Origin of the sequence: Cryptosporangium aurantiacum (genome assembly GCF_900143005.1) — a bacterium.
GTDB lineage: Bacteria > Actinomycetota > Actinomycetes > Mycobacteriales > Cryptosporangiaceae > Cryptosporangium > Cryptosporangium aurantiacum.
In genome coordinates, this window is the sequence record NZ_FRCS01000002.1 from 20,286 (window position 1) to 45,718 (window position 25,433).

Consider the following 25,433-nt stretch of genomic DNA (forward strand, 5'->3'; position numbering starts at 1 on the left):
GATCAGAGGATCGGGCGTCCGCCGGTCACGGCGACGCGGGCGCCGGAGATGTAGCTGCCCTCGTCGGAGGCGAGCAGCACGTAGACCGGCGCCAGCTCGACCGGCTGACCCGCCCGCCCGAGCGGCGTGTTCTCGCCGAACTTCTCCACCTTCTCGGGCGGCATCGTGGCCGGGATCAGCGGCGTCCAGATCGGTCCCGGCGCGACGCTGTTCACCCGGATCCCCTTCTCGCCGAGCATCTGCGCCAGGCTCGCGCAGAAGTTCGCGATCGCGGCCTTGGTCGCCGCGTACGGGGCCAGCGTCGGGTTCGGCATGTCCGAGTTCACCGACGAGCTGCCGATGATCGACGATCCCGGCTTCATGTGCGGGACCGCGGCCTTGGCCAGGTGGAAGAACGCCGAGAGGTTCGTCGCGAGCGTGTAGTCCCACTCGTCGTCCGGGATCTCCTCCAGCGACTCGTGCGTCATCTGGAACGCGGCGTTGTTCACCAGGATGTCGACCTTGCCGAACTCCTCGACGGCCCGGGCGACGATGTCCCGGCAGTGCTGCGGCTTCGACACGTCGCCGGACACCAGCACGGCCTTGCGGCCGGCGTCCTCGACGTACTTCGCGGTCTCCTCCGCGTCGCTGTGCTCGTTCAAGTACGAGATGAGGACGTCGGCCCCCTCGCGTGCGTACGCGATCGCGGCGGCTCGTCCGATGCCGCTGTCGCCGCCGGTGATGATCGCGGCCTTGCCGACGAGGCGGCCCGAGCCCTGGTAACTGGTCTCGCCGCAGTCCGGGCGGGGTGTCATCGCCGACTGGATGCCGGGAACGTCCTGCTGCTGCGCGGGCTGGCTCATTTCCGCTCCTGGGTCGAGTACCGGATGTTGCTCTCGGCTTCCCGGCCCGCGCGGCGGTAAACACTCTGTGAAGTTCGGTAATAATGAAGTACATTCACTATATGACCACCCCCGCCGACCCTGCCGCCCCTGCCGACTCCTCGCCCGCCATCGCCGCATTCGACCTCGTGCTGCAGTTCACGGTCCTCATGAGCGAGGATCTGACGCAGGGCCTCGCGCGCCACAACCTCAGCGAGTCGCGCGTCCACCTGATGTGGGTTCTCGCCGCGCAGGGGCCGAGCACCCAGAAGAGCCTGGCCGAGGCGATGCACGTCAGCGCCCGGAACATCACCGGGCTGGTGGACGGGCTGGTGGCGACCGGCTTCGTGACGCGCGAGCCGCACCCGGGCGACCGGCGCGCGACGCTCGTCACGATGACCGAGCACGGCACCGAGACGGTCAAATCGCTCCAGGACGGTCAGCGAGATGCCGCCGAGCAGCTCTTCGGCCCGATGCCGCCGGACGAGCTGACGAACTTCCTGAAAAGCATGTCCGGAGTGCTCGACCGGCTCCGCGCAGCACTAGCCGCCGCCGAAGAAGGAGGCAACCCATGATCTGGTCACTGGCCCGCCGAGCGGTGCTGTTCGAGCTGCGGATCTACCGGAGCCTGCTGCGGTGGATCTTCCGTCGGCCGGACGTCCGCGGAGACGGCGTCGAGCCGTTCGGATACGCGCAACTGGTCACGCCGGTGCTGTGCCTGTGGATCTTCGGGTCGGCGACCGAGACCGTGGTCCTGCACTTCCTGCTGCCGTGGGAGGGCATCCGGCTGGTCGCCGACATCCTCGGCATCTGGGGCCTGCTCTGGATGCTCGGGTTCCTCGCCGGGATGCGGGCCTACCCGCACCTGCTGACGCCCCCGGCGCTGCGCGTTCGGCACGGCGGCAACGTCGATCTGGTGCTGCCCTGGGACGCCGTCGAGAGCGTCACCGCGGTACGGAAGGAGCTCCCGTCGTCGCTCAAGACGCTTCGGGAGACCGACGACGAGCTGCACGTCGCGGTGAACAACGAGACGAACGTGCGGGTCGCACTCCGGCGCCCGACCGTCGTCCGCACGCCGAAGGGCGAGCGGGAGGTCGTCGCGGTCAGCTTCTTCGCCGACGACCCCCGCGCCCTCGTGGCTCGCGCGAAAGAGCACCTCGCCGCCGCGGCACCTACTGCTTGAGCCAGGCGTCGACCTTGTCCTTGTTCGCCTCCACCCACTTCTTCGCCGCGTCCTCGGCCGACAGCTTGTCGACGGCGATCGACTTCGCGACCTCGTTCTGGTCCTCGTTGGTCCAGGTGAAGTTCTTCACCAGCGTCCACGCCGGACTCTTGGAGTCCGCGAACTTCTTGCTGACGATCTTGTTCAGGTCGTAGGACGGGTAGTCACACGCCACCTTCTTCGGGTCGGCGTCGCACCCTTCCGTGTACGGGGGCAGCTTCACCTTCACCGCGGGAACCTCGTTGAGGAACCACTGCGGCGAGTAGAAGTACGTGAGCAGCCACTTCTTCTGCTGCTCGGCTTGCCGCAGTGCGGTGATCAGCGCGGTCTCCGACCCCGAGTAGACCACCTTGAAGTTCAGCTTGAGGTTCTGCACGAGTGCCGCGTCGTTCGTGACGTACGACGGGTCGCCGTCGAGCAGCTGGCCCTTGTCACCGGACTCCGACGTCTTGAACTGCGCCGCGTACTTGTTGAGGTTCTTCCAGTCCAGGACGTCGGGGTGCTCCTTGGCCAGCCACGGCGGCACGTACCAGCCGATCTCGCCCTTGTTGCCGGTCGGGCCGGCGTCGACCGCGACCTGCTCGTCGGTGATGTACTTCTTGACCAGATCGGCGTGGCCCCAGTTCTCGATGATCACGTCGACGACACCGGTCGAGAAGCCCTGCCAGGAGACCTGCTCCAGCAGGTTCTTCTTGACGACCTTGCAGCCGAGTTCGGTCTCCGCGACGTACGCGACGACCGCCGCGTTCGCCTCGTAGCCGACCCACGGGTTGATCGCGAGGTTCACGGTTCCGCAGTTGCCGCCGGCCACGGCGTCGCTACCGGAATCCTCACCGACCTTCTCACCACCGCACGCCGCCGCCAGCACCAGCAACGCGGCGAGCGGAGCGAGGAGTTTGAGCCTGCTGGACGTTCTGGCCACTGCTGCTCCTAGGGGGTTGGGAACGAGCGTTCGTGTGCCGCGGCGCGGGTGATCCGGTCGAGCAGGATGCCGAGCAGAACGATCGCCGCGCCCGCGGCCAGGCCCTTGCCGAACAGGCTGACCTGGACGAACCCGGCGACGACGTCGTAGCCCAGCGCCCCCGCGCCGACCAGCCCGCCCACGACGACCATCGCCAGCACGTAGATCAGGCCCTGGTTCACCGCCAGCGTGATCCCGTGCCGCGCCATCGGAACCTGGACCTTGGTGATCACCTGCCACGTGCTCGACCCGACCGACGTCGCCGCTTCGACCGTGGTGGGCGAGACGGCCCGGATGCTGTCCGCGACGATCTTGATCGTCACCGGCGCCGCGTAGACGACCGCGGCCACGATCGCGGTGAAGCGGCTCGGGGCGAACAGCGCGAGGAACGGCACCAGGTAGACGAACGGGGGCATGGTCTGGGCGGCGTCGAGCACCGGCCGGATCACCGCGTCGATCCGATCGCTGCGCCCCATCCAGACGCCGAATGCCAGGCCGAGCAGCGTCACGAAGACGGTGGCGACCAGCGTCGCGGCGAGCGTCACCATGGCGTCCGACCAGACGCCGGTACCGATCAGAAGGGCCAGCAGGACCAGCGACAGCACCGCCGTCCGCCAGGTGCCGAGCACGTACGCGAGCGCGGTGACCACCGCGACCACCAGCCACCACGGCGACTCGCTGAGCAGCGCCTCCAGCGGGTCGATCACCCCGGCCGTAAAGCCGTCCTTGAGGCCGCCGGTGAGGCCTGCGAGGTGCAGCTGGCACCAGTCGCTCACCGCGGTGGCGGCGCGGCTGATCGGGCCGCCGAAGTCCGGGCTCGACGGGAACTCCGCCGCCCACAGGTAGGTGTACGAGAGGTAGGCGCACACCGCGGCGGCTACGCCGCCTCCGATCAGCCCGTAGCGGCGCGTCCTCGCGCCGAAGCCCGGTTCGTCCTTCACCCGGACGCTCGCCGCCGTCGTGACCCGGTCCAGAACCACAGCCAGGACGACGATCGACAAGCCGGCGTTGAACGCGGTGCCGACGTCGAGGGTCTGCAGCGCGCGCACCACGACCTGCCCGAGCCCTGGCGCGTCGATGAGCGCCGCGATCGTCACCATCGACAGCGCGGCCATGATCGTCTGGTTGATGCCGATCACGATCGTGGGTTTGGCCATCGGGAGCAGGACCTTGCGCAGCAGCTGTCCGCCCGTGGATCCGAGCGATTCACCGGCCTCGACGCTGTCCCTGGGCACCTCGCGGATGCCGTGGGCGGTCAGCCGGATCACCGGTGGCACCGCGTAGATCAGCGTCGCGATCGTGGCGGCGGCCGGGCCGATTAGGAAGAGCAGGGTCAGCGGCGCCAGGTAGACGAACGTCGGCATCGTCTGCATCAGGTCGAGCACCGGGGTGACGACGGTGTTGAACCGGTCGGACAGGCCGGCCCAGATGCCGAGCGGTATGCCGACGAGCAGCGAGAGCAGCACCGCGGTGATGGTCAGCGCGAGCGTGTCCATGCTCTCCTGCCAGAGCCCCTGCGCCCCGAGGAACAGCAGCCCGGCGAGCGTCAGCAGCGCCACGCGCCAGTTGCCGAACGCCCACGCCGCGTACGTCCCGAGGGCGACGACGCCGAGCCACCCGAGGTAGGGCAGCGGCCGGTCGCCGACCGGCTGGGAGATCAGGCCCTGCAGGAACACGACGACCTCGTCGATCGCGACCTTGATCTCGTTGAAGAAGTAGAGGAACAGCGGGTTGGAGTTCCGGTCGGCGCCGATCGAGTCGTTGAACTCGTTGAGCCGGGCCTGGAAGCCGGTGATGTCGGCCGGTGCCAGCGCGAGCGTCTGCTTGCCGTGGAAGAGTCCGAAGCCGACCAGCCAGACCACGAGGATGCCGACGACGGCCCAGCCCCGGTTCAGCCTCACCGCCAACCGCGCTCGGGGTACCGCGATGCTCATGACTGGGCCACCACGCCGAGCACCTCGTGGTCGCCGACCACACCGATCAGCTCGCCGTTCTCCACCACCTTCACCGGGGCTGACGCCTCCAGCACCGCGCGGACCGCGTCCTTGACCAGGACGTCGGGGCCGAGCTCGTGGCCGTCGAGCGGCTCGTCGGGCCGGTGCGGCCGCATGATCCAGCGCAGCGTCAGGACGTTGGCCTTCGGCACTTCCCGGACGAAGTCGCGGACGTAGTCGTCGGCGGGCTTCCCCACCAGCTCCGCGCCGGTGCCGACCTGGACCTGGCGGCCGTCGCGCATGATCAGGATCCGGTCGCCCAGCTTCAGCGCCTCGGACAGGTCGTGGGTGATGAAGACCATCGTCTTGCCGACCTCGCGGTGCAGGCGGATGACCTCGTTCTGCATGTCGCGGCGGATCAGCGGGTCGAGCGCCGAGAACGGCTCGTCGAACAGCAGCACACCCGGATCACCGGCCAGCGCGCGTGCCAGCCCGACCCGCTGCTGCATGCCGCCGGAGAGCTGACTGGGCAGCGACTTCTCGAAGCCGCTCAGCCCGACCAGATCGATGACGTCCTGCGCTCTGGCGAGCCGATCGGCCTTCTTCTCACCGCGAATCTCCAGTCCGTAGGCGACGTTGTCGATAACGCGCCGGTGCGGCAGCAATCCGAAGTGCTGGAACACCATCGCGACACGGTGCCGACGCAATTCGCGCAGCGCTTTGTCGTCGGCGTCGCGGATGTTCTGCCCCTGGATCAACAGGTCGCCGGCGGTCGGCTCGATCAGCCGGGTGAGGCAGCGGACGAGCGTCGACTTACCGGACCCGGACAGTCCCATCACGACGAACACCTGGCCGGGCTCGACGTCGAAGCTCAGGTCGCACACCGCGGCCAGGCAGCCGGTCTTCTCCTTGAGCGCGGCGCGCGGCAGCGCCGCCAGTTCCGGGTCGGCGGGGATCCGCTCGGCCCTGGGCCCGAAGACCTTCCAGAGGTGCCGGACGCTGATGTCGGCATCGGTGCGGGCGTCGTCGGTGGCGCGCGCGGGTGGGGATGCTTCTGCAGTGGATGCCGTCACGTCGCTGGCTCCTCACGCCCCGCTCGTTGCGCATCATGCAATAAATCGCACGGAGTGCAACACAGGTTCTTGCGCGGCAGTAGCGAGTGTCAAGGCCTACTCGATAACCGTTACGGCTCGCCGAGGTACTTCAGCGCCACCATCCGGATGAATTGGTGGACGCCGTCCTCGTCGGGTGCCAGCGGGCCGGGCTGGTACCGCGCCGCTGCGATTCCCCGCTGGACCGACTCGCAGGCAGCCCAGTCCTGGCGGTTCGTGAGGTCCCAGAAATCGACGGCGTACGCGGGATCAAAGCCCGGACGAGATGCGACCTCGGCGGGGAACAGCCAGGCGCACTCCACGCGCGTCCGGCCGGGCGCCAGCGGCGTCAGCCGGTGCGTCATCACGTAGTCGGGATGCAGGCTGATCAGCAGGTTCGGGAACATCGCCGCGTACATCACGGTGCGCAGCCGGTGCTCGTCGAGCCCGGGGATCGGGCTGCCGCCGCTGCGCCCGTCCAGCGACATCGTGGCCGCGCCGTCGCGGAGGTCCATCCAGCCGCCGACCCAGTCGCCGGGCAGGTCCAGGTTCTCGCCGCTCTCGGGCGGGCTGACCTGGCACAGCTCGGGATGGATCAGCGCGCAGTGATAACACTCCTGATAGTTCTCGACGATCGTCTTCCAGTTCGCCGCGACGACGTACTCGTGGCTGGTGACCGTGGTCAGCTCGGCAGGCGAGTAGGGGGCGACGGTGTCCTCGAGCGCGCCGACGTGCTCGGCGAACGGCGGCGGGTCGGCGTCCAGGGCGACGAACACCCAGCCGTGCCACTCCGCGCTCGGCAGCTCGATCAGCCCGAAGCCGGACTTGTCGAGGTCGCGGAATCCGGGTGCGGCCCGGAGCGCACCGTCCACGTCGTACGTCCACGCGTGGTACGGGCAGGTGAGCACCCGTTTCACCGCCGAACCACCGCACGGCAGCAGTTCGTGGCCGCGATGACGGCAGGCGTTGACGAACGCGCGTAACCGTCCGTCCCGCGCCCTCGTGAGCAGCACACCCTCGGTCGGGCCGACCGCGACCGCGCGGTGCGCACCGGGTTCGGCCAGGTCCTCGGCGCGGCCGGCGCACGTCCAGCCGCCGAAGAAGTGCCGCTGTTCCCAGGCCAGCACGTCGTCGTCCAGATAGGCCGCGCGGGGCAGCATCCGGGCCTGCCCCAGCTCGGCCAGGCTCGCCGCGAGATGTTCTTGATTGAACATGCAGTCAACGGTAGGTGCTCAGGTCTCCCCCGTGAAGGCCCCGATCGTGGGCTGGGATTTCTTCTCCCCCCTGGTGAGACGGCGGTACGCGACGACGCCGACGACCACCGCCACGAGCGACGCGGCCAGCATCAGCGTCGCCAGCGCGTTCAGCGCCGGGGTCGGTGCCGCCCGCGCGGTGTTGTAGATCTTCACCGCGGTCGGTTCGCTCGACGCGCTGCCCGACAGGTAGCGCACGATCACGAAGTCGTCGATGACGTCCGCGAACACCAGCACCGCGCTGGCGAACACCGCCGGGGCGAGCAGCGGCAGCAGCACCCGGCGCAGCGCCCCGAACGACGACGCGCCCAGGTCCTGCGCGGCCTCCTCGTACTGTTTGCCGATCGTCGCCAGCCGAGCTCTGACGATGATCACCGGGTAGGACACCTGGAACGTCACCAGCCCGGCCACCTGCGCCGACGTCCCGAGCGTCAGCGGCGTCGCGACCTGCGTGACGAGGAAGAGCAGCGCGACCGCGAGCAGCGTCTCGGGCAGCACGAACGAGAGCAGCATCAGGAAGCTCGCGCCGGCGGGCAGCCGTCCCCGCCACCGGTCGACGCCGAGCGCGAACGCGACGCCGAGCGGAACCGTGATCAGCGTCGTCAGCAGGCCCAGCCACAGCGTGTGCGTCAGCGCGGTGTGCAGCGAGTCGTCGTGCCACACCGAGCGGGTCGGATCGCCGTAGTACCAGCGCGTCGAGAAGCCCTGCCAGTTCGTCCGCGACCGGCCGGCGTTGAACGAGAACAACACCGCGATCGCCACCGGCAGGAGCGACCAGACCAGGTAGACCGCGGTGACCGTGCCCAGCACGTACGGCCGCCTCACGACCGGGTCCCCTCGGTGTCGCGGGTCGACCGCACGTACAGCAGCATCGGGACGATCGAGACCAGCAGTACCAGCAGGACGAACGCGGCGGCTTGCCCGGTCTGGCCCGGCGCGAGCACCGCGTTGTTGATCAGGTTGCCGACCATCGAGGTCTGCGGCGACGCGGAGAGCAGGTCGTTGGTGAAGTAGTCACCGAGCATCGGGAGCGTCGTCAGCAGCCCGCCTGCCAGCAGCGCGGGCCTGCTGAGCGGCAGCGTCACCCGCCAGAACGTCTGCACCCGGCCGGCGCCGAGGTCGCGGGCGGCCTCGATCGCGTGCGCCGGTAGCCGGTCGAGACCGACGTAGAGCGGCAGGATCGCGTACGGCACGTACCCGTAGACGAGGCCGAGCACGACCACGTAGCCGTTGCCCGACAACCACGTGACCTGCGTACCGAGCGCCCGGTTGACCAGCCCGTCGTTCTGCAGCAGGTTCACCCAGGCCAGCATCCGCATCATGTAGCTGATCCAGAACGGTGCGATCAGCAGCGCGAGCAGGACACCGCGCCACCGGCCGGCCAGCCGCGCGGTGAAGTACGCCACCGGGTACGCGATCACCAGGCAGAGCGCGCTGGCCAGCAGCGTGTATCCGAACGTCCGCAGGATCGCGGGGCCGTAGAGCGCCAGGTTGTCGAACACGTACACGAACTGCTCGCCGTTCCAGTAGGCCGGGTTCCACTCCGGGATCGGCGTCCGGAAGATCGGGTCGACGGTGCCGAACGCGATCGCCAGGACGACGTAGAGCGGAACCAGGAACAGCGCGACCAACCAAATGATCCCGGGAAGCGCCAGCGTCGGCCAGAGCCACCTACGCACCGGCTTTGAACTCCTGCCAGACCGTGTGCCACTTCGCGTCCACGTCGGTGGGCAGCTCGAGCAGCCGGTATCCGACGTCGAAGTACTTCGGTAACACGGTCGCGGACGCCAGGTTCGACGGCAGGTACTCGTCCTGCACCAGCGTCGTCGGCTCGATCGAGGTCTGCGGCGGCTGGTAACCGATGAACGAGAAGTTCGCCAGCGCGGTCGCGTTGTCGAGCATGTGGTTGACGAACAGGTGCGCGAGCACCGGGTTCTTGCCGCCGCGCAGCACGACCATCAGGTCGTTGTCGACCGAGCCCTTGCCGTCGGACGGGAACCAGTACCGCAGAATCTCCGGCCCCACGCCGCTGGGCAGGTAGGACACCGCGTTGACGACGTCACCCGACCACATCTGCGCGACGCCGAGCTGCCCGGCGGGCAGGTCGTTGTACATCGTGATCGTGACCTTGGGTTTGGTCGCCTTCTGAAGTGCGGTGAGCTGCGCGGCGATCTCGTCCAGCACCTTCTGGTCGCCCGAGTTGATCTCCGAGCTGCCCGAGCGCAGCAGCGCCATCGCCATGCAGGTGTGCCAGTCGTCGAGCACCGCGGTCCGGCCCCGGTACTTGGGGTCCCAGAGGACGTCGTACGGGTTGGCGCGCGCCGCGACGTCCTCGCGGACCTGATCGGTGCGCCAGCCGATGCCGGTCGTGTAGACCGTGTACGGCACCGTGTACTGCCAGCCCTGGTCGTACCAGGGGTCGGTGAACTGCGGCCAGACGTTCTTGATGTTCGGCACGTAGTCATGCGTCAGCGGCCGGATCAGCTTGGCCGTGACCAGCCGGGAGAGCTGGTCGTAACTGGGGAAGAAGAGGTCGAACGGCGTCCCACCGGCGCGGATCTTGGTCAGTGCCTCGTCGGTGTCATTGAACGTCGAGAGCGCGACCTTGACGCCGAACGCGGCGTACTTCTTCTCGAACGACTTGATCGCGGCCGGATCCATGTAGTCGGCGTAGTTGTAGAGCTGCAGCGTCGCGTTCCGCTCGGGTTCCCGCCCGGCCGGGATCGGCGCGTTGTCCTCGGTGATCGGCCACTTCACCGGGTTGTCCGGGGTCGCGATCGTCAGTTGTGCGGTCGACGAGTTGCTCTCGTCCCGGGAGCACGCGATCAGGAACTGCGGCGCCGCGACACCGAGCCCGCCGACCAGCGCCGCGCGACGGAGGAACGAGCGGCGGTCGATCGGGAACCGTCGACGGTGCGGGGTTTCGGGCATGTGTCCTCCCGCCGTGGCCGGAACATCGGCTCTCACCTGCGAGGACGTGCGGCCGGGAGGCCGAGGCGACCTTGCCGGTGCTGAGCACCGTGGCATAGACTGAACGCTCAGTCAATGCTGCCGCTGAAGGATTCAGCAATGAGCGTTGCGGTCACTCCCGTCACCACACTTATCGCCGCGCAGGAAAAAGCATTCCTGGTACGACAGCCCCGGAGCCGGGCTCTGCACGAGCGCGCCCGGCAGCGGCTCGCCGGTGGAGCCACGTCCAGCTGGCAGATCGCCGCACCGCAGCCGGTCTGGCTCAGCCACGGCGTCGGCGCGCACGTCTACGACGTCGACGGCACCGAGTACGTCGATATGCACGGCGGCTACGGCGTCTCGGTCGTCGGGCACGCCCACCCGGCGGTGGCCGCCGCGATCCGCGAGCGCGCCGGCCGCGGCACGCACTTCGCCCAGCCCACCGAGGACGCGATCGTGGTCGCCGAGGAGCTGGCCCGCCGGTTCGGGCAGCCACTGTGGCGGTTCGCGAACTCCGGTACCGAGGCCACGATGGACGCCGTCCACCTGATGCGCGCGGTGACCGGACGCGACCTGATCCTCAAGGTCGAGGGCTGTTACCACGGCCACCACGACTCGGTGCAGGTCTCGGTGTTACCCGACGCCGACGAGGTGGGCCCGGCCGGCCGTCCGGCGGCGAGCGCGTCGAACAGCGGCATCCCGCAGGCGATCCGCGACCTGGTGATCGTCGTCGGCTTCAACGACCTGGACGCCGTGCACCGCGCGCTGGTCGAGCACCCGGGCCGGGTCGCCGGGATGATCCTGGAGCCGGTGATGATGAACGCGGGCATCATCCCGCCGCTGCCCGGTTACCTCGCCGGCCTCGCCGACCTGCTGCACGCCCACGGCGCGCTGCTCGCGTTCGACGAGGTGAAGACCGGACTGACGGTGGCCGCCGGCGGCGCGACCGAGCGTTACGGCGTGACCCCGGACCTGATCTGCCTCGCCAAGGCCCTCGGCGGTGGCGTGCCGACCGCGGCGATCGGTGGCAGCGACGCCGTGATGGGCGCGATCGCCGACGGCCGGTACGACCAGGTGGGGACGTTCAACGGAAACCCGCTGGCGATGGCCGCGGCCCGTGCCACGCTGACCGACGTGCTGACGCCCGCCGCCTACACCCGGTTGGACGCTCTGAGCGCGCGGCTGGCGGCCGGCATCCGGACGAAGATCGCCGGGCAACCGTGGCAGGTGGTGGTGGTCGGCGCCAAGGGCTGCCTGACGTTCGCACCCGAGACGCCGCGCGACTACCGCGACTTCCTCCGCGTCGACGGAGCGCTGTCCCACGCGCACTGGCTGGTCCAGCACAACAACGGCGTCTTCCTGCCGCCCTGGGGGAAGTCGGAACAGTGGCTGATCTCGGTGCAGCACGACGAGGCGGACGTCGACCGGTTCGTGGACAACGTCGGTTTGTTCGTGGCCGCGCTGGACGCTGCCCGGTGAATAGCGGGCTCCGGCTCACCGAGCTGCACAAGTCGTTCGGCGGGCTGCCCGCGGTGCGCGGCATCAACCTCGACATCGACGCCGGGGAGTTCTTCTCGCTGCTCGGCCCGTCCGGCTGCGGCAAGACCACGACGCTGCGGATGATCGCCGGGTTCGAGCAGCCCGACCGCGGCGCGATCACCCTGGACGACGTCGACCTGGTGGCGATGCCGCCGCACCGCAGGCCGGTCAACACGGTCTTCCAGAACTACGCGCTGTTCCCGTTCCTCGACGTCCGGCGCAACGTCGCGTTCGGGCTGAAGTACTTGAAGCTGGGCAAGGCGGAGACCGCTCGGCGGGTCGACGAGGCGCTCGCGCTGGTGCGGATGTCGTCGTTCGCGAGCCGCCGCCCGGCGCAGCTGTCCGGTGGGCAACAGCAGCGGGTCGCGCTGGCCAGGGCGCTGGTGCTGCGCCCGTCGGTGCTGCTGCTGGACGAGCCGCTCGGTGCGCTCGACGCGAAGCTGCGCAAGGAGCTCCAGGGCGAGCTGCGGGCGGTGCAGCGGGAGGTCGGGATCACGTTCGTCTACGTCACGCACGACCAGGAGGAAGCGCTGACGATGTCGGACCGGATCGCGGTGCTCGCCGACGGGTTGATCGAGCAGGTCGGCACGCCGGAACAGGTCTACTCCGAACCGGCCAGCGCGTATGTGGCCGGATTCCTCGGTTCGGCCAACGTCGTCGACGTGGAGGTCGTGGCTGTCGAGGAGACGGCCACCTGCCGGCTCGGCCCGCACGTGCTGCAGGCCGTGCCGACGGCGGAGGCACCGGAGGGCGCCGGGAAGCTGGTGATCCGGCCGGAGCGGGTGACGCTCGGGCCGACCGGCGCCGAGCCGCGCCACGGTGCGGCGGCGCTCAACGGGCTGGTCGACCGGGTCGTCTACACCGGACCGACCACGCAGGTGCTGGTGCGGCTCGCCGACGGACAGACGCTGCTGGCCGCGGTTCCGAACCAGGCGGGTCCGGCGTCGGTGAAGTACGCGGCGGGTGATCCGGTCACGGCCTTCGTCGCCCCGGACGCCGCGCGGCTGTTAGCGCCCTAGCGGCGGCGTTTGGCCGCGTAGCGTCCGCGGCGGGTCGGGGCGGCCCACTCGAAGCCCAGCGCGTCCGACGCGAACCGCATCGCGATCGCGGTCGCCCGGTCGGAATCCACCTCGGGGTCGGAGAGCGCGACCTGGATCGACAGCCCGTCGAGCAGCGCGGAGAACGTGACCGCGAACTCGAGGACGTCGAGCTCGGCGAACTCACCGGTGCGCTGACCGTCCCGGACGACCCGGGCGATCGTGTCGCGCCACCGCTGGTCGGACTCCACCCGGTCGCGCGCCACCTCGGGGTGCCGGAACGCCTGCGCCCACAGGTCGAACCAGAGCCCCCACGCCCCCGGGTCCTCACCGGCGCCCTCCCGGACGCAGGTGAGCCGCACCAGCGTCTCCAGCCGCGCGGCGGCGGTGCCCAGCTGCTCCAGCACGTCGGCGGTGCGGGAGTAGAACTGGTCCTCGGAGTACCGGAACGCGGCGGTGAGCAGGCCGTCCTTGGTGCCGAAGTAGTAGATGACCAGCGCGGGGCTCGCGCCGGTGCGCTTCGCGACGTCGGCGATGCGGGTGTCGGAGAAACCCCGTTCGCAGATCACCTCGACGGCCGCCTGCAGCATCTGCTCCCGGCGCTGGTCGGGAACCGGCACGTCAGAGCTTTGTTTCGGGCTGGCCATCGGCGCGGGCGACCTCGTCGTCGGAGAAGCAGGGGCTCTTGTCCGCATCCTATCAGCCACCTAAACTGAACGTTCAGTCAACACGAACCCGCTGGTCGGAGCCGTGCCATGACAAATCAGTATGACGCGATCGTCGTCGGTGGCGGCCACAACGGCCTGGTGGCCGCGGCCTACCTCGCCCGCGCGGGCGCCCGCACGATCGTCCTCGAGGCCCGCCGCACCACCGGTGGTGCCGCGACCACCGAGACGCCCTGGCCGGACGCGCCCGACCTCAAGGTCACCCGGCTCTCCTACGTGATGAGCCTGATGCCGCCGACGATCGTCCGTGACCTGCGGCTGGCGGAGCACGGGTATCACGTCACCCCGATGGGGCCGTACTACCAGGCGTTTCCCGACGGTGGTTCGCTCCTGATCCACGAGGACGACCCGAAGCGTACGTACGACGAGTTCGCGAAGTGGTCCCGCCACGACGCGGACGCGATCGGCGACTGGAACGCCTGGATCGGTGGACTGGCCGACGTCCTCGGGCCGCTGCTGACCACGGTGCCCCCACACCTGGGCGCGAAGCGTCCGCGTGACCTCGCCGAGTTGCTCCGCCTCGCCTGGAACCACCGCGGCCTCACCGTCCGCACGGTCGCCGACGTCACCCGGCTGATGGCGATGAGCATCGGTGACCTGCTCGACGACTGGTTCGAGTCCCCGCAGATCAAGGGCGCGCTCGCGGTCAACGGCGTGATCGGCACCTGGGCCGGGCCGTACGAGCCGGGCACCGCGTACGTGATGGCCCACCACTCGATCGGCGACGTCGGCGACGGGAACCTCGGGAGCTGGGGGTACCCGCGCGGCGGAATGGGCGCGGTGAGCGACGCGATCCGGCGTTCGGCGGAGTCGTTCGGCGCGGTCGTCCGCACGGAGGCCCGGGTCTGCCGGTTACTGGTGCGATCAGGCCACGTCCAGGGGGCGGTACTCGCGGACGGCACCGAACTGCGCGCGCCGCTCGTCGTCACCAGCTTGCACCCGAAGACCGCGTTCCTCGACCATGTCCCGCGCGGTGAGCTGCCCGCCGAGTTCGTCACCGACATCGAGCGGTGGAGGTCCCGCAGCGGCGTCGTGAAGATCAACCTCGCGCTGGCCGAGCTGCCGGACTTCACCGCCGATCCGGGCACCGGCATCCACGAGCACCACACCGGGTCGGTGGAGATGGCACCGACGATGGACTTCATCGAGCGCGCGTTCCAGGACGCCCGCACCGGACGGCCGGCCGCGCAGCCGTTCAGCGACGGTGTCATCCCCAGCACGCTCGACCCGACGCTGGCGCCGGACGGCGTCCACCTCATGTCGCTGTTCACCCAGTGGGTGCCGGCCGATTGGAGCACCACGCCGCACACCGAAGAGCTGGCGGCCTACGCCGACCGGGTCGTCGACCTCTACGACGCGGTCGCGCCGAACTTCAAGGCGTCGATCCTGCACCGGGACGTCGTCGGGCCGTACCAGATGGAGCGCGAGTACGGGCTGATCGGCGGCAACATCTTCCACGGCGAGCTGTCGCTGGACCAGCTGTTCCACCTGCGCCCCGCGCCGGGATACGCCGACTACCGCACTCCGATCCGCGGGCTCTACAACGCGAGTTCGGCCACCCACGGCGGCGGCGGGGTCTGCGGTATCCCCGGCTGGCAGGCCGCGCGCGCCGCGATCGCCGACCGCCGCGAGGCCGCGCGCCGGTCCCGGCTCCGCCGGACGTTCCGCCGGTGACCGACGCGCTGTGGGCGATGCTGCATGCCCGGTCGGTGGCGGTGGTCGGCGCGAGCCCGAACGCGGACAGCTTCGGCGGACGGATGCTCACCGAGCTGGCCCGCAGCCCCGCTCGCCTCCGCACGTACCTGGTCAACCCCCGGTACGACCGGATCGGCGAGCAGCGCTGCCACCCGAGCCTGGACGACGTCCCCGGCGCCGTCGACCTGGTGCTGCTGGGCGTGCCGGACCGCGCGCTGGAGTCCCAGGTCGACGCAGTGGTTCGCCGGGGTGATCGGGGCGCCGTGATCTTCGGGAGCGCATCGCAGCCGGGCCTCCGGGAGCGGATCGTCGCCCGCGCCGCCGACACCGCACTCTGCGGAGCCGGATGCATGGGGTTCGTCAACGTGCCGTACGGGCTGCGGGCCCTGGGGTACCTGGAGCCCGATCCGCTGCCGGCCGGCCCGGTCGCGCTGGTCACCCACTCCGGCTCGGCGTTCTCGGCGCTGCTGCGGACCCGGCGCGGACTCGGCTTCACGCTGGCGGTCTCCTCCGGCCAGGAACTCGTCACGACCACGGCCGACTACCTCGGCGCCGCGCTCGAGATGCCCGGTACCCGGGTAATCGCGCTGCTGCTCGAGACGCTGCGGGACGCCGAGCGATTCCGCTCCGCGCTGGCGATCGCGGCCGTGCGGGACGTGCCGGTGGTGGCGCTCACCGTCGGCACCTCGTCGGCCGGCCGCGCGATGGTCGCCGCTCACTCCGGAGCGCTCGCCGGCGCCGACGGGGCGTGGGAGGCGCTGTTCGACGCGTACGGCGTCCACCGCGTCGACGACCTGGACGAGCTCGTCGACACGCTGGAACTGTTCGCGGCCGGACGCCGTGCGGGCCGCGGTGCGCTGGCGACCGTGCACGACTCCGGCGCCGAGCGCGCGCTCACGGTCGACGTCGCGGCCCGGCTGGGCGTGCCGTTCGCAGCCCTGACGGACGGCACCCGGCAACGGCTCGAGCCCCTGCTGGATGCCGGGCTGCGCCCGGAGAACCCGTTGGACGTCTGGGGCACCGGCGCCGACACCCGGGGGCTGTTCGGGGCCTGCCTGCGCGCGCTGCACGACGATCCGGGGGTGGCGGCGGTCGCGCTCGCGGTCGATCTGGTGCCGGAGTTCGACGGCGATGAGTCGTACGTGGACGCCGCTCTCGACACGGCCGCGGCGACGAGCAAGCCGTTCGCGGTGCTGTCGTCGGTGGCGTCGGCGATCGACCCCCGGGCGGCGTTCAGTCTGCGGGCGGCGGGCATCCCGGTACTGGAGGGGCTCCCTACCGGGCTGCGGGCGCTGGGTCACCTGCTGGCCGATCGCGACTACCGGGCTCGGCCCCCGATCACCGAGACGGACGTGGACCACGAGCGGCGCGACCGCTGGGCGGCCCGGTTCCCGCTGCGCCCGGCCGACGCGTTCGCGCTGCTCCGCGACTACGGCATCTCGACGCCGGACGTGCGCGCCGCCGACGACCTGGGAACCGTGCTGCGCGCCGCCGCGGAGGTCGGGTGGCCGGTCGTGCTCAAAACCGCCGCGCCGGACGTCGTCCACAAAACGGATGTGGGTGGGGTACGGCTGGGCCTGCACACGGCCGAGGCCGTCACCTCCGCCTACCTGGACCTCGCGGCCCGGCTCGGGCCGCAGGTGCTGGTCAGCGGCGCTGCCCCGGACGGTGTGGAGATCGCGCTCGGGCTGGTGCGGGATCCGCAGCTCGGGCCGCTGGTGGTCGTCGGGGCGGGCGGGGTGCTGGTCGAGCTCCTGCACGACCGGGCGGTCGCGCTGCCCCCGCTCGACCGCGGGCGGGCCCACGCGCTGCTCGACCGGCTCACGATCCGTCCCCTGCTGGACGGCGTCCGCGGTCGCCCCGCCGCCGACCGGGACGCACTCGCCACGGCGATCGTCCGGCTCGGTCAGCTCGCGCTGGAGCTCGGCGATCACCTCACCGCCCTGGACGTCAACCCGATCCTCGCCGGGCCGCACGGCGCGGTCGCGGTCGACGTCCACCTGGAGCGCAGACAGGAGCAGTGATGTACGGCCTCTCCCCCACCGACCTGGAGATCCGCGCCAGGGCTCGCGCGTTCGCCGACGAGCTGATCCCGTACGAGGTCGAAGCCGAACTCGCCGGAGGTCAGCTCGAACCGAAGGTCGCCGAATCGCACCACCGCCGGGCGCTGGAACTCGGCCTGTACGCGACGAACATGCCCACCGACCTGGGCGGCGGCGGGTACACGCTGCTCCAGCAGGTGCTCGTGCAGGAACAGGTCGGCCGGGTGACGAACGGGCTGGGCTGGGTCATGCACACGCCGGCCGCGTGGTTCGCCGAGGTGGCCACGCCGTACCAGCGGGAGCGCTGGCTGCTGCCGACCGTCCGCGGCGAGATGCAGGAGTGTTACGCGATCACCGAGGAGGGCGCCGGGTCCGACGTGGACGCGATCACCGCGACCGCCCGGCGGGACGGCGACGCGTATCTGATCGACGGCGTGAAGTGGCACGTCACCTCCTACGACCACGCCGCCTACGCGTTCGTGCAGGCCAAGCTGGAGTCCCGGGAGCACGCGCTGTTCGTGGTCGACCTGCCGTCGCCGGGCGTGCGGGTGGTGCGGACGCCGGAGTACACGCACACGCTCACGCATCGGCATCCGATCGTGGCGTTCGAGGGAGTACGGGTGCCGGTCAGCCACCTGGTCGGGGCCGAGGGGGACGGGATGGCCTTCTCCTACGCCTGGTTCCGGTTCGAGCGGCTGATGGTGGCGGCCCGCTGCCTCGGTGCCGCGGAACGGCTGATCGACGAGGCGGACGCGTTCGCCGCGACCCGGATCGTCGGCGGCGAACCGCTGCGGGACCGGCAGCTGGTCGCGGCGATGCTCGCGGACAGCGTGACCGAGCTGTTCGCGGCCAGGGCGATGGTGTACGAGACCGCGCGAGAGATCGACACCGATCTCAAGCTGGCCCACGCCCGCTGCTCGATGGTGAAGCTGTTCGCCTCGGAGATGGCGAACCGGGTCGCCGACCGGGCGGTGCAGATCTTCGGCGGACGGGGTTACATGCGGGAGAACGTGGCCGAGCGGTTGTTCCGGGAGCTGCGGGTGGAGCGGATCTGGGAGGGCGCCTCCGAGGTACAGCGGCTCATCGTCGCCGATCAGCTCGCCAAACGCGGGGTCACCGGGCTCGTCTGAGGTCGTCGAGCACGGCGTGCGCGGCGTTGCGGCCGTTCAGCGCGATGACGCTGCCCGCTGGGTGGGTCGCCGCGCCGCAGAGGTAAACGCCGGGCACCTCGGTCCGCGGGGTCAGCCGGTGCTCCCACATCTGGCTCGGCCGAACCTCACCCTGGAAGATGTGCCCGCCGGTCAGGCCCACCTTCGCCTCGATGTCGGGCGGCCCCAGCACCTCGTACGCCTCCAGGCAGTCCTCGAAGTCCGGCGCGAACCGCCCGATCAGGTCGATGAACTGCCGCGCGACCTCGTCGCGCCGGGTGTCCCAGCCGCCGCCGACCAGCGTGTACGGCGCGTACTGCCCGAAGACGCTCAACAGGTGCCGTCCGGGCGGCGCCGGCGACGGGTCGTGCAGCGTCTGGACGTAGATCTCACCGAAGCCGACCGCGGGGTGCCCGGTCTCGCACGCGGCGAACGCCTCCTGAGCCGCGGCGAGGCCGGTCGTGACGTCGACGGTGCCGAGCGCCATGAACGTCTCGCCGGGCGCGGCGGTCCAGGACGGCAGCCGCCGCAGCGCCGCGTTGAACTTCACAACCGGGCTGCGGATGTCCCAGTCCTCCAGCCGCCGCCGGTAGCCGACCGGAACCGCCTCGACCGGCAGGAGGTTCAGCAGCCGCTTGGGGTCGGCGTTGCTGACCACGGTCGTCGCCCGGATGAACGTCCCGTCCTCCAGCTCGACGCCCTCCCCCGGGCGCACGGCTCCAACCGGCACGCCCGCCGCCAGCACCGCGCCGGCGTCGCGCGCTGCCTCGGCGATCGCGAAGCTGATCATGCCCATACCGCCCTTGACGTAGCCCCAGATCGGGCCGTGTCCGAGCAGGTCACCCTGGAAGTGCATGAGCTTCACCGACGCCGTCCCCGGGTCGTTCGGCCCGGCGTACGTGCCGATCACACCCTGGCCGAACAGCGCGTCCTTGAGCCGCTGGTCGGTGACGAACTCGTCGAGCACGTCGGCGATCGAGGCCTCGAACAGCGCGTCGATCATCAGCCGGTCGTGGCCGAGCAGCTCCTCCAACTCCGCGCGGGACGGGCTGGCGCCGATCCAGGTGTCCCGCGGCCCGGTGCGCAGCCGCTTGCGCATGTCGTCGAAGAAGTGCTCGTAGGCCCAGTAGCCGTCGATGTCCTTCGCCGACAGCCTCAAGGCTTCCAGGCCGGCCTGGGTGCGCGCGTCGTCCATCCACTGCCCGAACGCGGTGCCGTCGTCGAACGGCACCCACAGCTGCGGGTCGGCGACGAAGACCTCCAGCCCCCGGCGGGCCAGCTCCAGCTCCCGGATCACGACGTCGTCCAGCAGCCCGACGACGTACGCGCAGGGGCTGATCACGAAGCGGTCGTCCGGGAACGGCTGTTCCAGCGTCGCGGCCCCGCCGAGCCGCTCGCGTGCCTCCAGGACCAGCACGTCCTGGCCCGCGCGGGCCAGGTAGGCGGCGCAGGTCAGCCCGTTGTGCCCGCCGCCGACCACGACGACGTCCCAGTGCCGGGCGGCGAGTTCGGCGATCGGCGCCGGTAACCCCACCCGCCCGAGCACGTCGGCGACCGAGTTCATGCTGACTGATTATTCAGTCAGCATGAACCCGGTGTCCAGGCCTACAACGAGCCGGGCAGCCGCACGTACAGCAGCTTGGTCTCGATGCCGCTGTCCACCAGCTGGCCGTTCGCGTCGAACGCCGCGGCGCCGTCGGTCATCCCGAAGTCGTTGTCGTTGATGATCGCGATCGTCTTCCGGTCGACGACCGCGATGCCCTCGATCTTCTTCGGGACGCCTGCGGTGGCGCCGAGGTCGATCACGAGCTTCTTGGTCGGCAGCGTCACGCCGGTGGCGGACTGCTCCAGCGTGGGCGCCGTCGCCGGGTCGTCCCACTTGGTGCCGAGGATGTTCGTCGCCCGCTTGAAGTCGACCCGGTACACGCGGGCCGCGACGTCGGTGCGCTCCTCCACCAGGATCGTGTTCCGGCCGATACCGATCACGGCGGAGGACTTCATCTCGTTCTGGTCGTCCTCGGACGGGTCGACGGTCGAGACCGCGTCGAAGCCGTACGCGTACTCCGCGACGACCCTCTTCTTCCGCGGGGAGAACCGCACCAGGCGGGTGGTGCGAGACGCCTCGCCGGTCGCCGCGTCCGGGTTGGACAGCGGGCTCTGCAGGACGAGGACCAGGTCACCGCCGGGCAGCAGGCCGAGCCCTTCGAAACCCCGGTTGACCTTCCGCTTCGCGAAGATCGCCGGGAGCACCTCGATCACCGGGTAGTCCGTCCCGGTCAGGTTCAAGCCCTTCGGGACGTAACGGGCCAGCACCCGGCCGCTCGACGAGACGTGGACCAGCGACGGCCCGTACTCATCCGCCAGCCAGAACGAGCCGTCCTCCGCCCGCACCAGACCTTCGGTGTCCAGGCCCTCCGGGTTGTAGGCCAGCGGGGTCTGCGCGCGGTAGTCGTACGGCGCCTCGTCGTGCGTCGCCTGGTTCGACAGCCCGGTCACGCCCCGGCCGCTCCGGTTCGTGATCGGGATGGCCTTCAGGACCTCGATCTTCGAGCCCGTGACCTTGATCTTGACGATCGCGGGGTCGAACCCGGGCACCGGGAACGTGCGGCGGTTCTTGCCGTCGACCTTGATCTGACCGTTCGGCCCGCGGTCGGTGACCGTCCAGAACTCCCCCGGCACGCCGGTCGGGTACAGGTCACTGCCGATGCCGCCGAGGTCGACGCCCCGGTCCGACGCCACGCTGCCGGGCAGCAGCGCGTTGCTGAACTGCGCGAGCGGGATGTCCGGCAGGGTCGCCGTCTTCAGCACGGTGCCGCCGCCGGTCGCGGCCTGGGTCGGCGTCCCGGCCGTCGCGAGCGCGAGCGCCACGGCGCCGGCGACTGCTGCGGAAACCACTCGGATCGGTCTCATTCCCACCTCGGTTCGTCGCGTGCGAGCTGCCCTTCCGCGGACCGCCCACCTCGGCTCGCAGCGTCCGGCGGCCACTCGGCAAGCGCGCCGAGCTTGCGCGAACCCGCGATGGCGGGCTCGTGAACAAGACCGGATTAGCTCGGCCGCAACGTCGCCTTAAGCGCGAATGAACGAGGCTCGCGGGACCGCTGTGACCGGTGAGGCTGTACGACGTGCGCCGTCGTCGAGCTCCCATCTCCCGTACCAAGCTCTGGATCGGTGGGGTCGCGATCCTTGCCGCGACGGCCACGGCGGGCGTCGCCGCGGCAGGAATGGCGGCGGACGGCTCGGCCGGGGACAGCGCCGCGATCCAGGCCGCGGAGACGTTCGAGCCCCCCGCGGATCCGACGCCGTCGGCCGAGCCCTCGACGTCCGCGCCCGCGCCGCCGACAGCGACCGCCCGGCCCCGCTTACCCGGCGGCGCCCCACAGGCGGCCGGCGGTCAGCAGCCCAGCCCGAAGCCGAGCAGCGCCTCGCCGTCGCCGCGCCGGAAGACGAGCGCGCCGAGCAGCGGAACCGGCGACGCCGAGCAGCAGGTCCTGGCCCGGATCAACGCCGCCCGCGCCGACGCGGGGCTCGGGCCGGTGACGATGAGCGCACCGCTGGTGGCCGCCGCCCACGCGCACAACCTCGAGATGGCAGGCGGGTGCGGGCTCTCGCACCAGTGCGGCGGGGAGGCCGGGCTCGGCGACCGGATCAGCGCGCAGGGTACGAGCTGGTCGAGGGTGGCCGAGAACGTCGGCACCGGCGGTCCGGTCGACAACTCCGAGAGCGCCCAGGCGGACATGGCGGTCGGGTTGACCAACAGCATGCTGGCCGAGGTCCCGCCGGACGACGGCCACCGGAAGAACATCTTGAATCCCGAGTTGTCCCGAATCGGCATCGACGTGATCCGCGAAGCCGACGGCACCGTGTGGCTCACCCACGACTTCGCGAACTGAACCTGTCTGGTGCGCGACATGTGCTCATAGAACCCCCGGTCCCGGGGAAGGTTGCTCGCGACAACCACACGAAGGGACGTCGGTCATGGGGTTCGCACGTCGCTGGTCCTGGGTGGCCGTTCTGGCCATCGGGCTGGCGCTCTTCTACGCCGTTCGCAGGGCCACTCTCGACACCGGTAACCCGAACCTGATCCCGTCCCTGATCCTGCTCGGCGCCGCGGTCGTCCCGATGACGTTCGTCGCGTTCCTGGCCGGCCGGCGGATCGTCTACGCCGTCACCGGGGGCACGCTCGCGCTGACCGCACTGATCGGCGGCGTCATCGGTGTCGTCACGGCCGGGGTGCTGGAGTACGACACGCTGCACGACCTCGGCGTGCTCCCGATGGTCGCGGTGGGTCTGATCGAGGAGAGCGCGAAGCTCCTGGTGCCGCTCCTGCTGGTGTTCCTGCTGAAGCCGCGGCGACCCGCGGACGGGCTGCTGATCGGCGTCGCGTCCGGTGCGGGGTTCGCGACGCTGGAGACGATGGGGTACGCGTTCGTCGAGCTGATCCGCAGCAACGGCAACATCGGCGCGGTGGACGACGTCCTGTTCCTGCGCGGCGTGCTGAGCCCGGCCGCGCACATGGCGTGGACCGGCCTGACCGCCGCCGCACTCTGGTACGCCGCCGAGCACCGCTGGCACGCGGCTGCCCTCGCGCGGTTCGCCGGGGTGTTCGCGGTGGCGGTCGGACTGCACGCGACCTGGGATTCGATCGGCAGCACGGTCGGCTACGCGGTGCTGGCGCTCGTGAGCCTCGGGCTGCTGGCCGCGACCACCCACCGGGCGTCGGTGGCGTCCCGGCCCGCGTTCCGCCTCCGCGCGCATCCCGCGGTGTAACCCAGCCGGGCGGCGGCGGGTCGTCGACCCGTCCGCGGGTCCCGTGGTCGGAATTCGGGCAATCGCCCGGTCGATCGACGTATAGGTCACCGGTTCCCCGGGCACCGCCGGGGGAGCACCCGCGGTCGTCGAGGAGGTAGCACTGATGACGACAGCCCCCAGCGGTACTCCGTTCGCGGTGGTGACCGGCGCATCGAGCGGGATCGGCTACGAGCTGGCCCGGCAATTCGCGGCACACGGGTTCGACCTGCTGATCGCCGCCGAGGACGAGGACATCACCGTCGCAGCGATCGACCTGCGGCGGGATGCCCACCACAGGGTCGAGGCGGTCCAGGTCGACCTCGCCACGTCGGCCGGCGTCGAGCAGCTGTACCGGGCGATCGAGGCGGTCGGACGGCCGGTGGACGCCATCGCGCTGAACGCCGGACGCGGCGCGGGCGGTGACTTCGCCAGGGAGACCGACCTCCAGGACGAACTAGAGGTCATCGACGTCAACGTCCGCTCGACCGTGCACCTGGCCAAGCGGGTTCTGCCCGACATGGTCCGGCGGAACGCGGGACGGGTTCTGTTCACGTCGTCGATCGCGTCGACGATGCCGGGCACCTACCAGGCCGTCTACAACGCCTCGAAGTCGTTCGTGCAGTCGTTCGCCGAGGCGCTGCAGGCCGAGCTGAACGACAGCGGTGTGACCGTCACGTCGCTGATGCCCGGCCCCACCGACACGAAGTTCTTCGAACGCGCCGACATGCAGGACACCAGGGTCGGTGCCAGCGACAGCAAGGACGACCCGGCCGACGTCGCGCGGCAGGGGTTCGAGGCGCTGATGAAGGGCGAGCCGCGCGTCGTCGCGGCGTCGTTCTCCACCAAGGCGCAGGAGGCGGCGGCGAAGCTGATGCCGGACCGTCTCAAGGCCGAGATGCACCGGCGGATGGCCGAGCCCGGCTCCGCGGACGACTGAAGCGACGGCCCGGCCCCGGTGGGGCCGGGCTCGTCCGCTCAGGGGCCATCCGCTCAGGGCTTGAGGACGACCTTCACGCAGCCGTCCTTCTTCTCCTTGAACATCTCGTAGGCCTGCGGCGCCTGCTCCAGCGGAAGCGCGTGCGTGCGCAGGTCCTCGGTGCCCAGCGGGTCGCCGTCGCCGGTCAGCGCGGGCATGATCTCGTCGATCCAGCGCTTGACGTGCGCCTGCCCCATCCGGAGCGTCACGCCCTTGTCGAACAGGTCCATCATCGGGAACGGGTCGGCCTGGCCGCCGTAGACGCCGATGATCGAGACGGTCCCGGCGCGCCGGACGCTCGCGAACGCGGTTCGCAGCGCCGCCATCCGGTCCACGCCGATCTTGTCGATCGCGACCTTCGCGAGCGCGTCCGGGAGTTTGCCCGCCGCCCTCTGCGCGAACTCCTGGAACGGTGTCCCGTGTGCCTCCATGCCGACCGCCTCGATGACGCCGTCCGCCCCGCGTCCGTCGGTGAGGTCGGCGATCGCGCCAGGCACGTCGTCGCAGTCGCGGGTGTCGATCACCTCGATGCCGTGGCGGCGGGCCATCTCCAGGCGCTCCGGGACGCTGTCGACCGCGATCACCTGCTCCGCCCCGAGGTACCGCGCCACTCGAGACGACATCTGCCCGATCGGCCCGAGCCCGATGACCGCGACCGTGTCGCCGGGTGCCGTGTCGGCGTACCGCACCGCCTGCCAGGACGTCGTCAGCACGTCGGAGAGGTAGAGGAACCGCTCGTCGGGGTGCTCCTCGGGCACCTTGATCGGCCCGAACTGGGCCTGCGGCACCCGGAGGAGCTCGGCCTGCGCGCCGGGCACCTGCCCGTAGAGCTTGGTGTAGCCGAACAGCGAGGCGCCCTTACCCTGCTCGGTGTTCTGCGTGGTCTCGCACTGGGCGTAGTAGCCGCGGCTACACATCCAGCAGTGGCCGCAGGAGATGTTGAACGGGATCACGACCCGGTCGCCGGCCTTGATGTGGGTGACCTCGGGCCCCACTTCTTCGACGATGCCCATCGGCTCGTGTCCGAGGATGTCGCCGGCGTCGATGAACATCCCCAGGACGTCATAGAGGTGCAGGTCGGAGCCGCAGATCGCGGTGGACGTCATCCGGACGATCGCGTCCGTCGGCTCCCGGATCTCCGGGTCCGGGACCGTCTCCACCGATACCTTCTCGGTCCCCTGCCAGGTCAATGCGCGCATTGCTGCCCCTTCCG

The 25,433-nt window shown here is 70.5% G+C and carries 22 protein-coding genes; 10 read left to right on the top strand and 12 right to left on the bottom strand.

The window, feature by feature from the left end; all coding sequences use genetic code 11:
- Positions 1-2 precede the first annotated feature (2 nt).
- Complete coding sequence (locus BUB75_RS06945) at positions 3-842, bottom strand: glucose 1-dehydrogenase (RefSeq protein ID WP_073253000.1); 840 nt, start codon at positions 840-842, stop codon at positions 3-5.
- Positions 843-943: 101 nt separating this feature from the next.
- Here BUB75_RS06945 and BUB75_RS06950 point away from each other — a divergent pair, with 101 nt between their 5' ends.
- Positions 944-1,435, top strand: coding sequence for a MarR family winged helix-turn-helix transcriptional regulator (locus tag BUB75_RS06950; RefSeq protein ID WP_084740390.1), 492 nt, complete (start codon positions 944-946; stop codon positions 1,433-1,435).
- On the top strand, positions 1,432-2,043 hold the full coding sequence (locus BUB75_RS06955) for a hypothetical protein (protein WP_073253003.1): 612 nt from the start codon (positions 1,432-1,434) through the stop codon (positions 2,041-2,043). Before BUB75_RS06950 ends, BUB75_RS06955 begins: the two co-directional genes overlap by 4 nt.
- On the opposite strand, the gene BUB75_RS06960 is transcribed toward BUB75_RS06955, so the two are convergent.
- The 7 genes from BUB75_RS06960 to BUB75_RS06990 form a co-directional block, all read right to left on the bottom strand.
- Positions 2,033-3,004, bottom strand: coding sequence for an ABC transporter substrate-binding protein (locus BUB75_RS06960; protein WP_073253006.1), 972 nt, complete (start codon positions 3,002-3,004; stop codon positions 2,033-2,035). The two genes, BUB75_RS06955 and BUB75_RS06960, sit on opposite strands and share 11 nt — an antisense overlap.
- A gap of 8 nt (positions 3,005-3,012) precedes the next feature.
- Positions 3,013-4,977: an ABC transporter permease gene (locus tag BUB75_RS06965; protein ID WP_073253009.1), complete on the bottom strand. Its 1,965-nt coding sequence runs from the start codon at positions 4,975-4,977 to the stop codon at positions 3,013-3,015.
- Positions 4,974-6,050, bottom strand: coding sequence for a quaternary amine ABC transporter ATP-binding protein (locus BUB75_RS06970; RefSeq protein WP_073253012.1), 1,077 nt, complete (start codon positions 6,048-6,050; stop codon positions 4,974-4,976). Before BUB75_RS06970 ends, BUB75_RS06965 begins: the two co-directional genes overlap by 4 nt.
- A gap of 110 nt (positions 6,051-6,160) precedes the next feature.
- Positions 6,161-7,282, bottom strand: a complete 1,122-nt coding sequence (locus BUB75_RS06975) for an aromatic ring-hydroxylating oxygenase subunit alpha (RefSeq protein WP_073253016.1) — start codon at positions 7,280-7,282, stop codon at positions 6,161-6,163.
- 18 nt (positions 7,283-7,300) lie between these two features.
- A complete protein-coding gene (locus BUB75_RS06980) occupies positions 7,301-8,146 on the bottom strand; it encodes an ABC transporter permease (RefSeq protein WP_073253020.1) in 846 nt (281 codons plus the stop codon).
- Positions 8,143-9,000 (bottom strand): ABC transporter permease, encoded by an 858-nt coding sequence (locus tag BUB75_RS06985; protein ID WP_073253024.1) that lies wholly within the window; start codon positions 8,998-9,000, stop codon positions 8,143-8,145. The genes BUB75_RS06980 and BUB75_RS06985 overlap by 4 nt, the downstream gene beginning before the upstream one ends.
- The gene (locus tag BUB75_RS06990) at positions 8,993-10,252 is read right to left on the bottom strand and encodes a polyamine ABC transporter substrate-binding protein (protein ID WP_073253029.1); all 1,260 of its coding nucleotides are present in this window, start codon (positions 10,250-10,252) and stop codon (positions 8,993-8,995) included. The genes BUB75_RS06985 and BUB75_RS06990 overlap by 8 nt, the downstream gene beginning before the upstream one ends.
- Before the next feature lie 138 nt (positions 10,253-10,390).
- Here BUB75_RS06990 and BUB75_RS06995 point away from each other — a divergent pair, with 138 nt between their 5' ends.
- Together BUB75_RS06995 and BUB75_RS07000 are read left to right on the top strand one after the other, a co-directional pair.
- Complete coding sequence (locus BUB75_RS06995; RefSeq protein ID WP_178379791.1) at positions 10,391-11,749, top strand: aspartate aminotransferase family protein; 1,359 nt, start codon at positions 10,391-10,393, stop codon at positions 11,747-11,749.
- Positions 11,746-12,828, top strand: a complete 1,083-nt coding sequence (locus BUB75_RS07000; RefSeq protein WP_073253035.1) for an ABC transporter ATP-binding protein — start codon at positions 11,746-11,748, stop codon at positions 12,826-12,828. Before BUB75_RS06995 ends, BUB75_RS07000 begins: the two co-directional genes overlap by 4 nt.
- Here the strand turns inward: BUB75_RS07000 and BUB75_RS07005 are convergent.
- A complete protein-coding gene (locus BUB75_RS07005; RefSeq protein ID WP_073253038.1) occupies positions 12,825-13,466 on the bottom strand; it encodes a TetR/AcrR family transcriptional regulator in 642 nt (213 codons plus the stop codon). The two genes, BUB75_RS07000 and BUB75_RS07005, sit on opposite strands and share 4 nt — an antisense overlap.
- Positions 13,467-13,601: 135 nt before the next feature.
- Here BUB75_RS07005 and BUB75_RS07010 point away from each other — a divergent pair, with 135 nt between their 5' ends.
- The 3 genes from BUB75_RS07010 to BUB75_RS07020 are packed head-to-tail and all read left to right on the top strand — an operon-like array spanning position 13,602 to position 18,438.
- A complete protein-coding gene (locus tag BUB75_RS07010; RefSeq protein ID WP_073253041.1) occupies positions 13,602-15,245 on the top strand; it encodes a phytoene desaturase family protein in 1,644 nt (547 codons plus the stop codon).
- On the top strand, positions 15,242-17,290 hold the full coding sequence (locus BUB75_RS07015) for an acetate--CoA ligase family protein (RefSeq protein WP_218617348.1): 2,049 nt from the start codon (positions 15,242-15,244) through the stop codon (positions 17,288-17,290). Before BUB75_RS07010 ends, BUB75_RS07015 begins: the two co-directional genes overlap by 4 nt.
- A complete protein-coding gene (locus BUB75_RS07020) occupies positions 17,290-18,438 on the top strand; it encodes an acyl-CoA dehydrogenase family protein (RefSeq protein ID WP_073253044.1) in 1,149 nt (382 codons plus the stop codon). Before BUB75_RS07015 ends, BUB75_RS07020 begins: the two co-directional genes overlap by 1 nt.
- On the opposite strand, the gene BUB75_RS07025 is transcribed toward BUB75_RS07020, so the two are convergent.
- The gene (locus BUB75_RS07025; RefSeq protein ID WP_073253047.1) at positions 18,422-20,020 is read right to left on the bottom strand and encodes a phytoene desaturase family protein; all 1,599 of its coding nucleotides are present in this window, start codon (positions 20,018-20,020) and stop codon (positions 18,422-18,424) included. The two genes, BUB75_RS07020 and BUB75_RS07025, sit on opposite strands and share 17 nt — an antisense overlap.
- A gap of 41 nt (positions 20,021-20,061) precedes the next feature.
- On the bottom strand, positions 20,062-21,366 hold the full coding sequence (locus BUB75_RS07030) for an esterase-like activity of phytase family protein (RefSeq protein ID WP_073253049.1): 1,305 nt from the start codon (positions 21,364-21,366) through the stop codon (positions 20,062-20,064).
- A 212-nt stretch (positions 21,367-21,578) separates the two neighbouring features.
- Here BUB75_RS07030 and BUB75_RS07035 point away from each other — a divergent pair, with 212 nt between their 5' ends.
- The 3 genes from BUB75_RS07035 (at position 21,579) to BUB75_RS07045 (ending at position 24,181) form a co-directional block, all read left to right on the top strand.
- On the top strand, positions 21,579-22,346 hold the full coding sequence (locus BUB75_RS07035) for a CAP domain-containing protein (protein ID WP_143175068.1): 768 nt from the start codon (positions 21,579-21,581) through the stop codon (positions 22,344-22,346).
- 85 nt (positions 22,347-22,431) lie between these two features.
- Entirely contained in the window at positions 22,432-23,223 is a 792-nt protein-coding gene (locus tag BUB75_RS07040) for a PrsW family intramembrane metalloprotease (protein WP_073253055.1), read from the top strand.
- A gap of 145 nt (positions 23,224-23,368) precedes the next feature.
- Positions 23,369-24,181 (top strand): SDR family NAD(P)-dependent oxidoreductase, encoded by an 813-nt coding sequence (locus BUB75_RS07045; protein WP_073253058.1) that lies wholly within the window; start codon positions 23,369-23,371, stop codon positions 24,179-24,181.
- Positions 24,182-24,234: 53 nt separating this feature from the next.
- Here BUB75_RS07045 and BUB75_RS07050 read toward each other — a convergent pair whose 3' ends face one another.
- Complete coding sequence (locus tag BUB75_RS07050; protein ID WP_073253060.1) at positions 24,235-25,419, bottom strand: zinc-dependent alcohol dehydrogenase; 1,185 nt, start codon at positions 25,417-25,419, stop codon at positions 24,235-24,237.
- Positions 25,420-25,433: the final 14 nt, after the last annotated feature.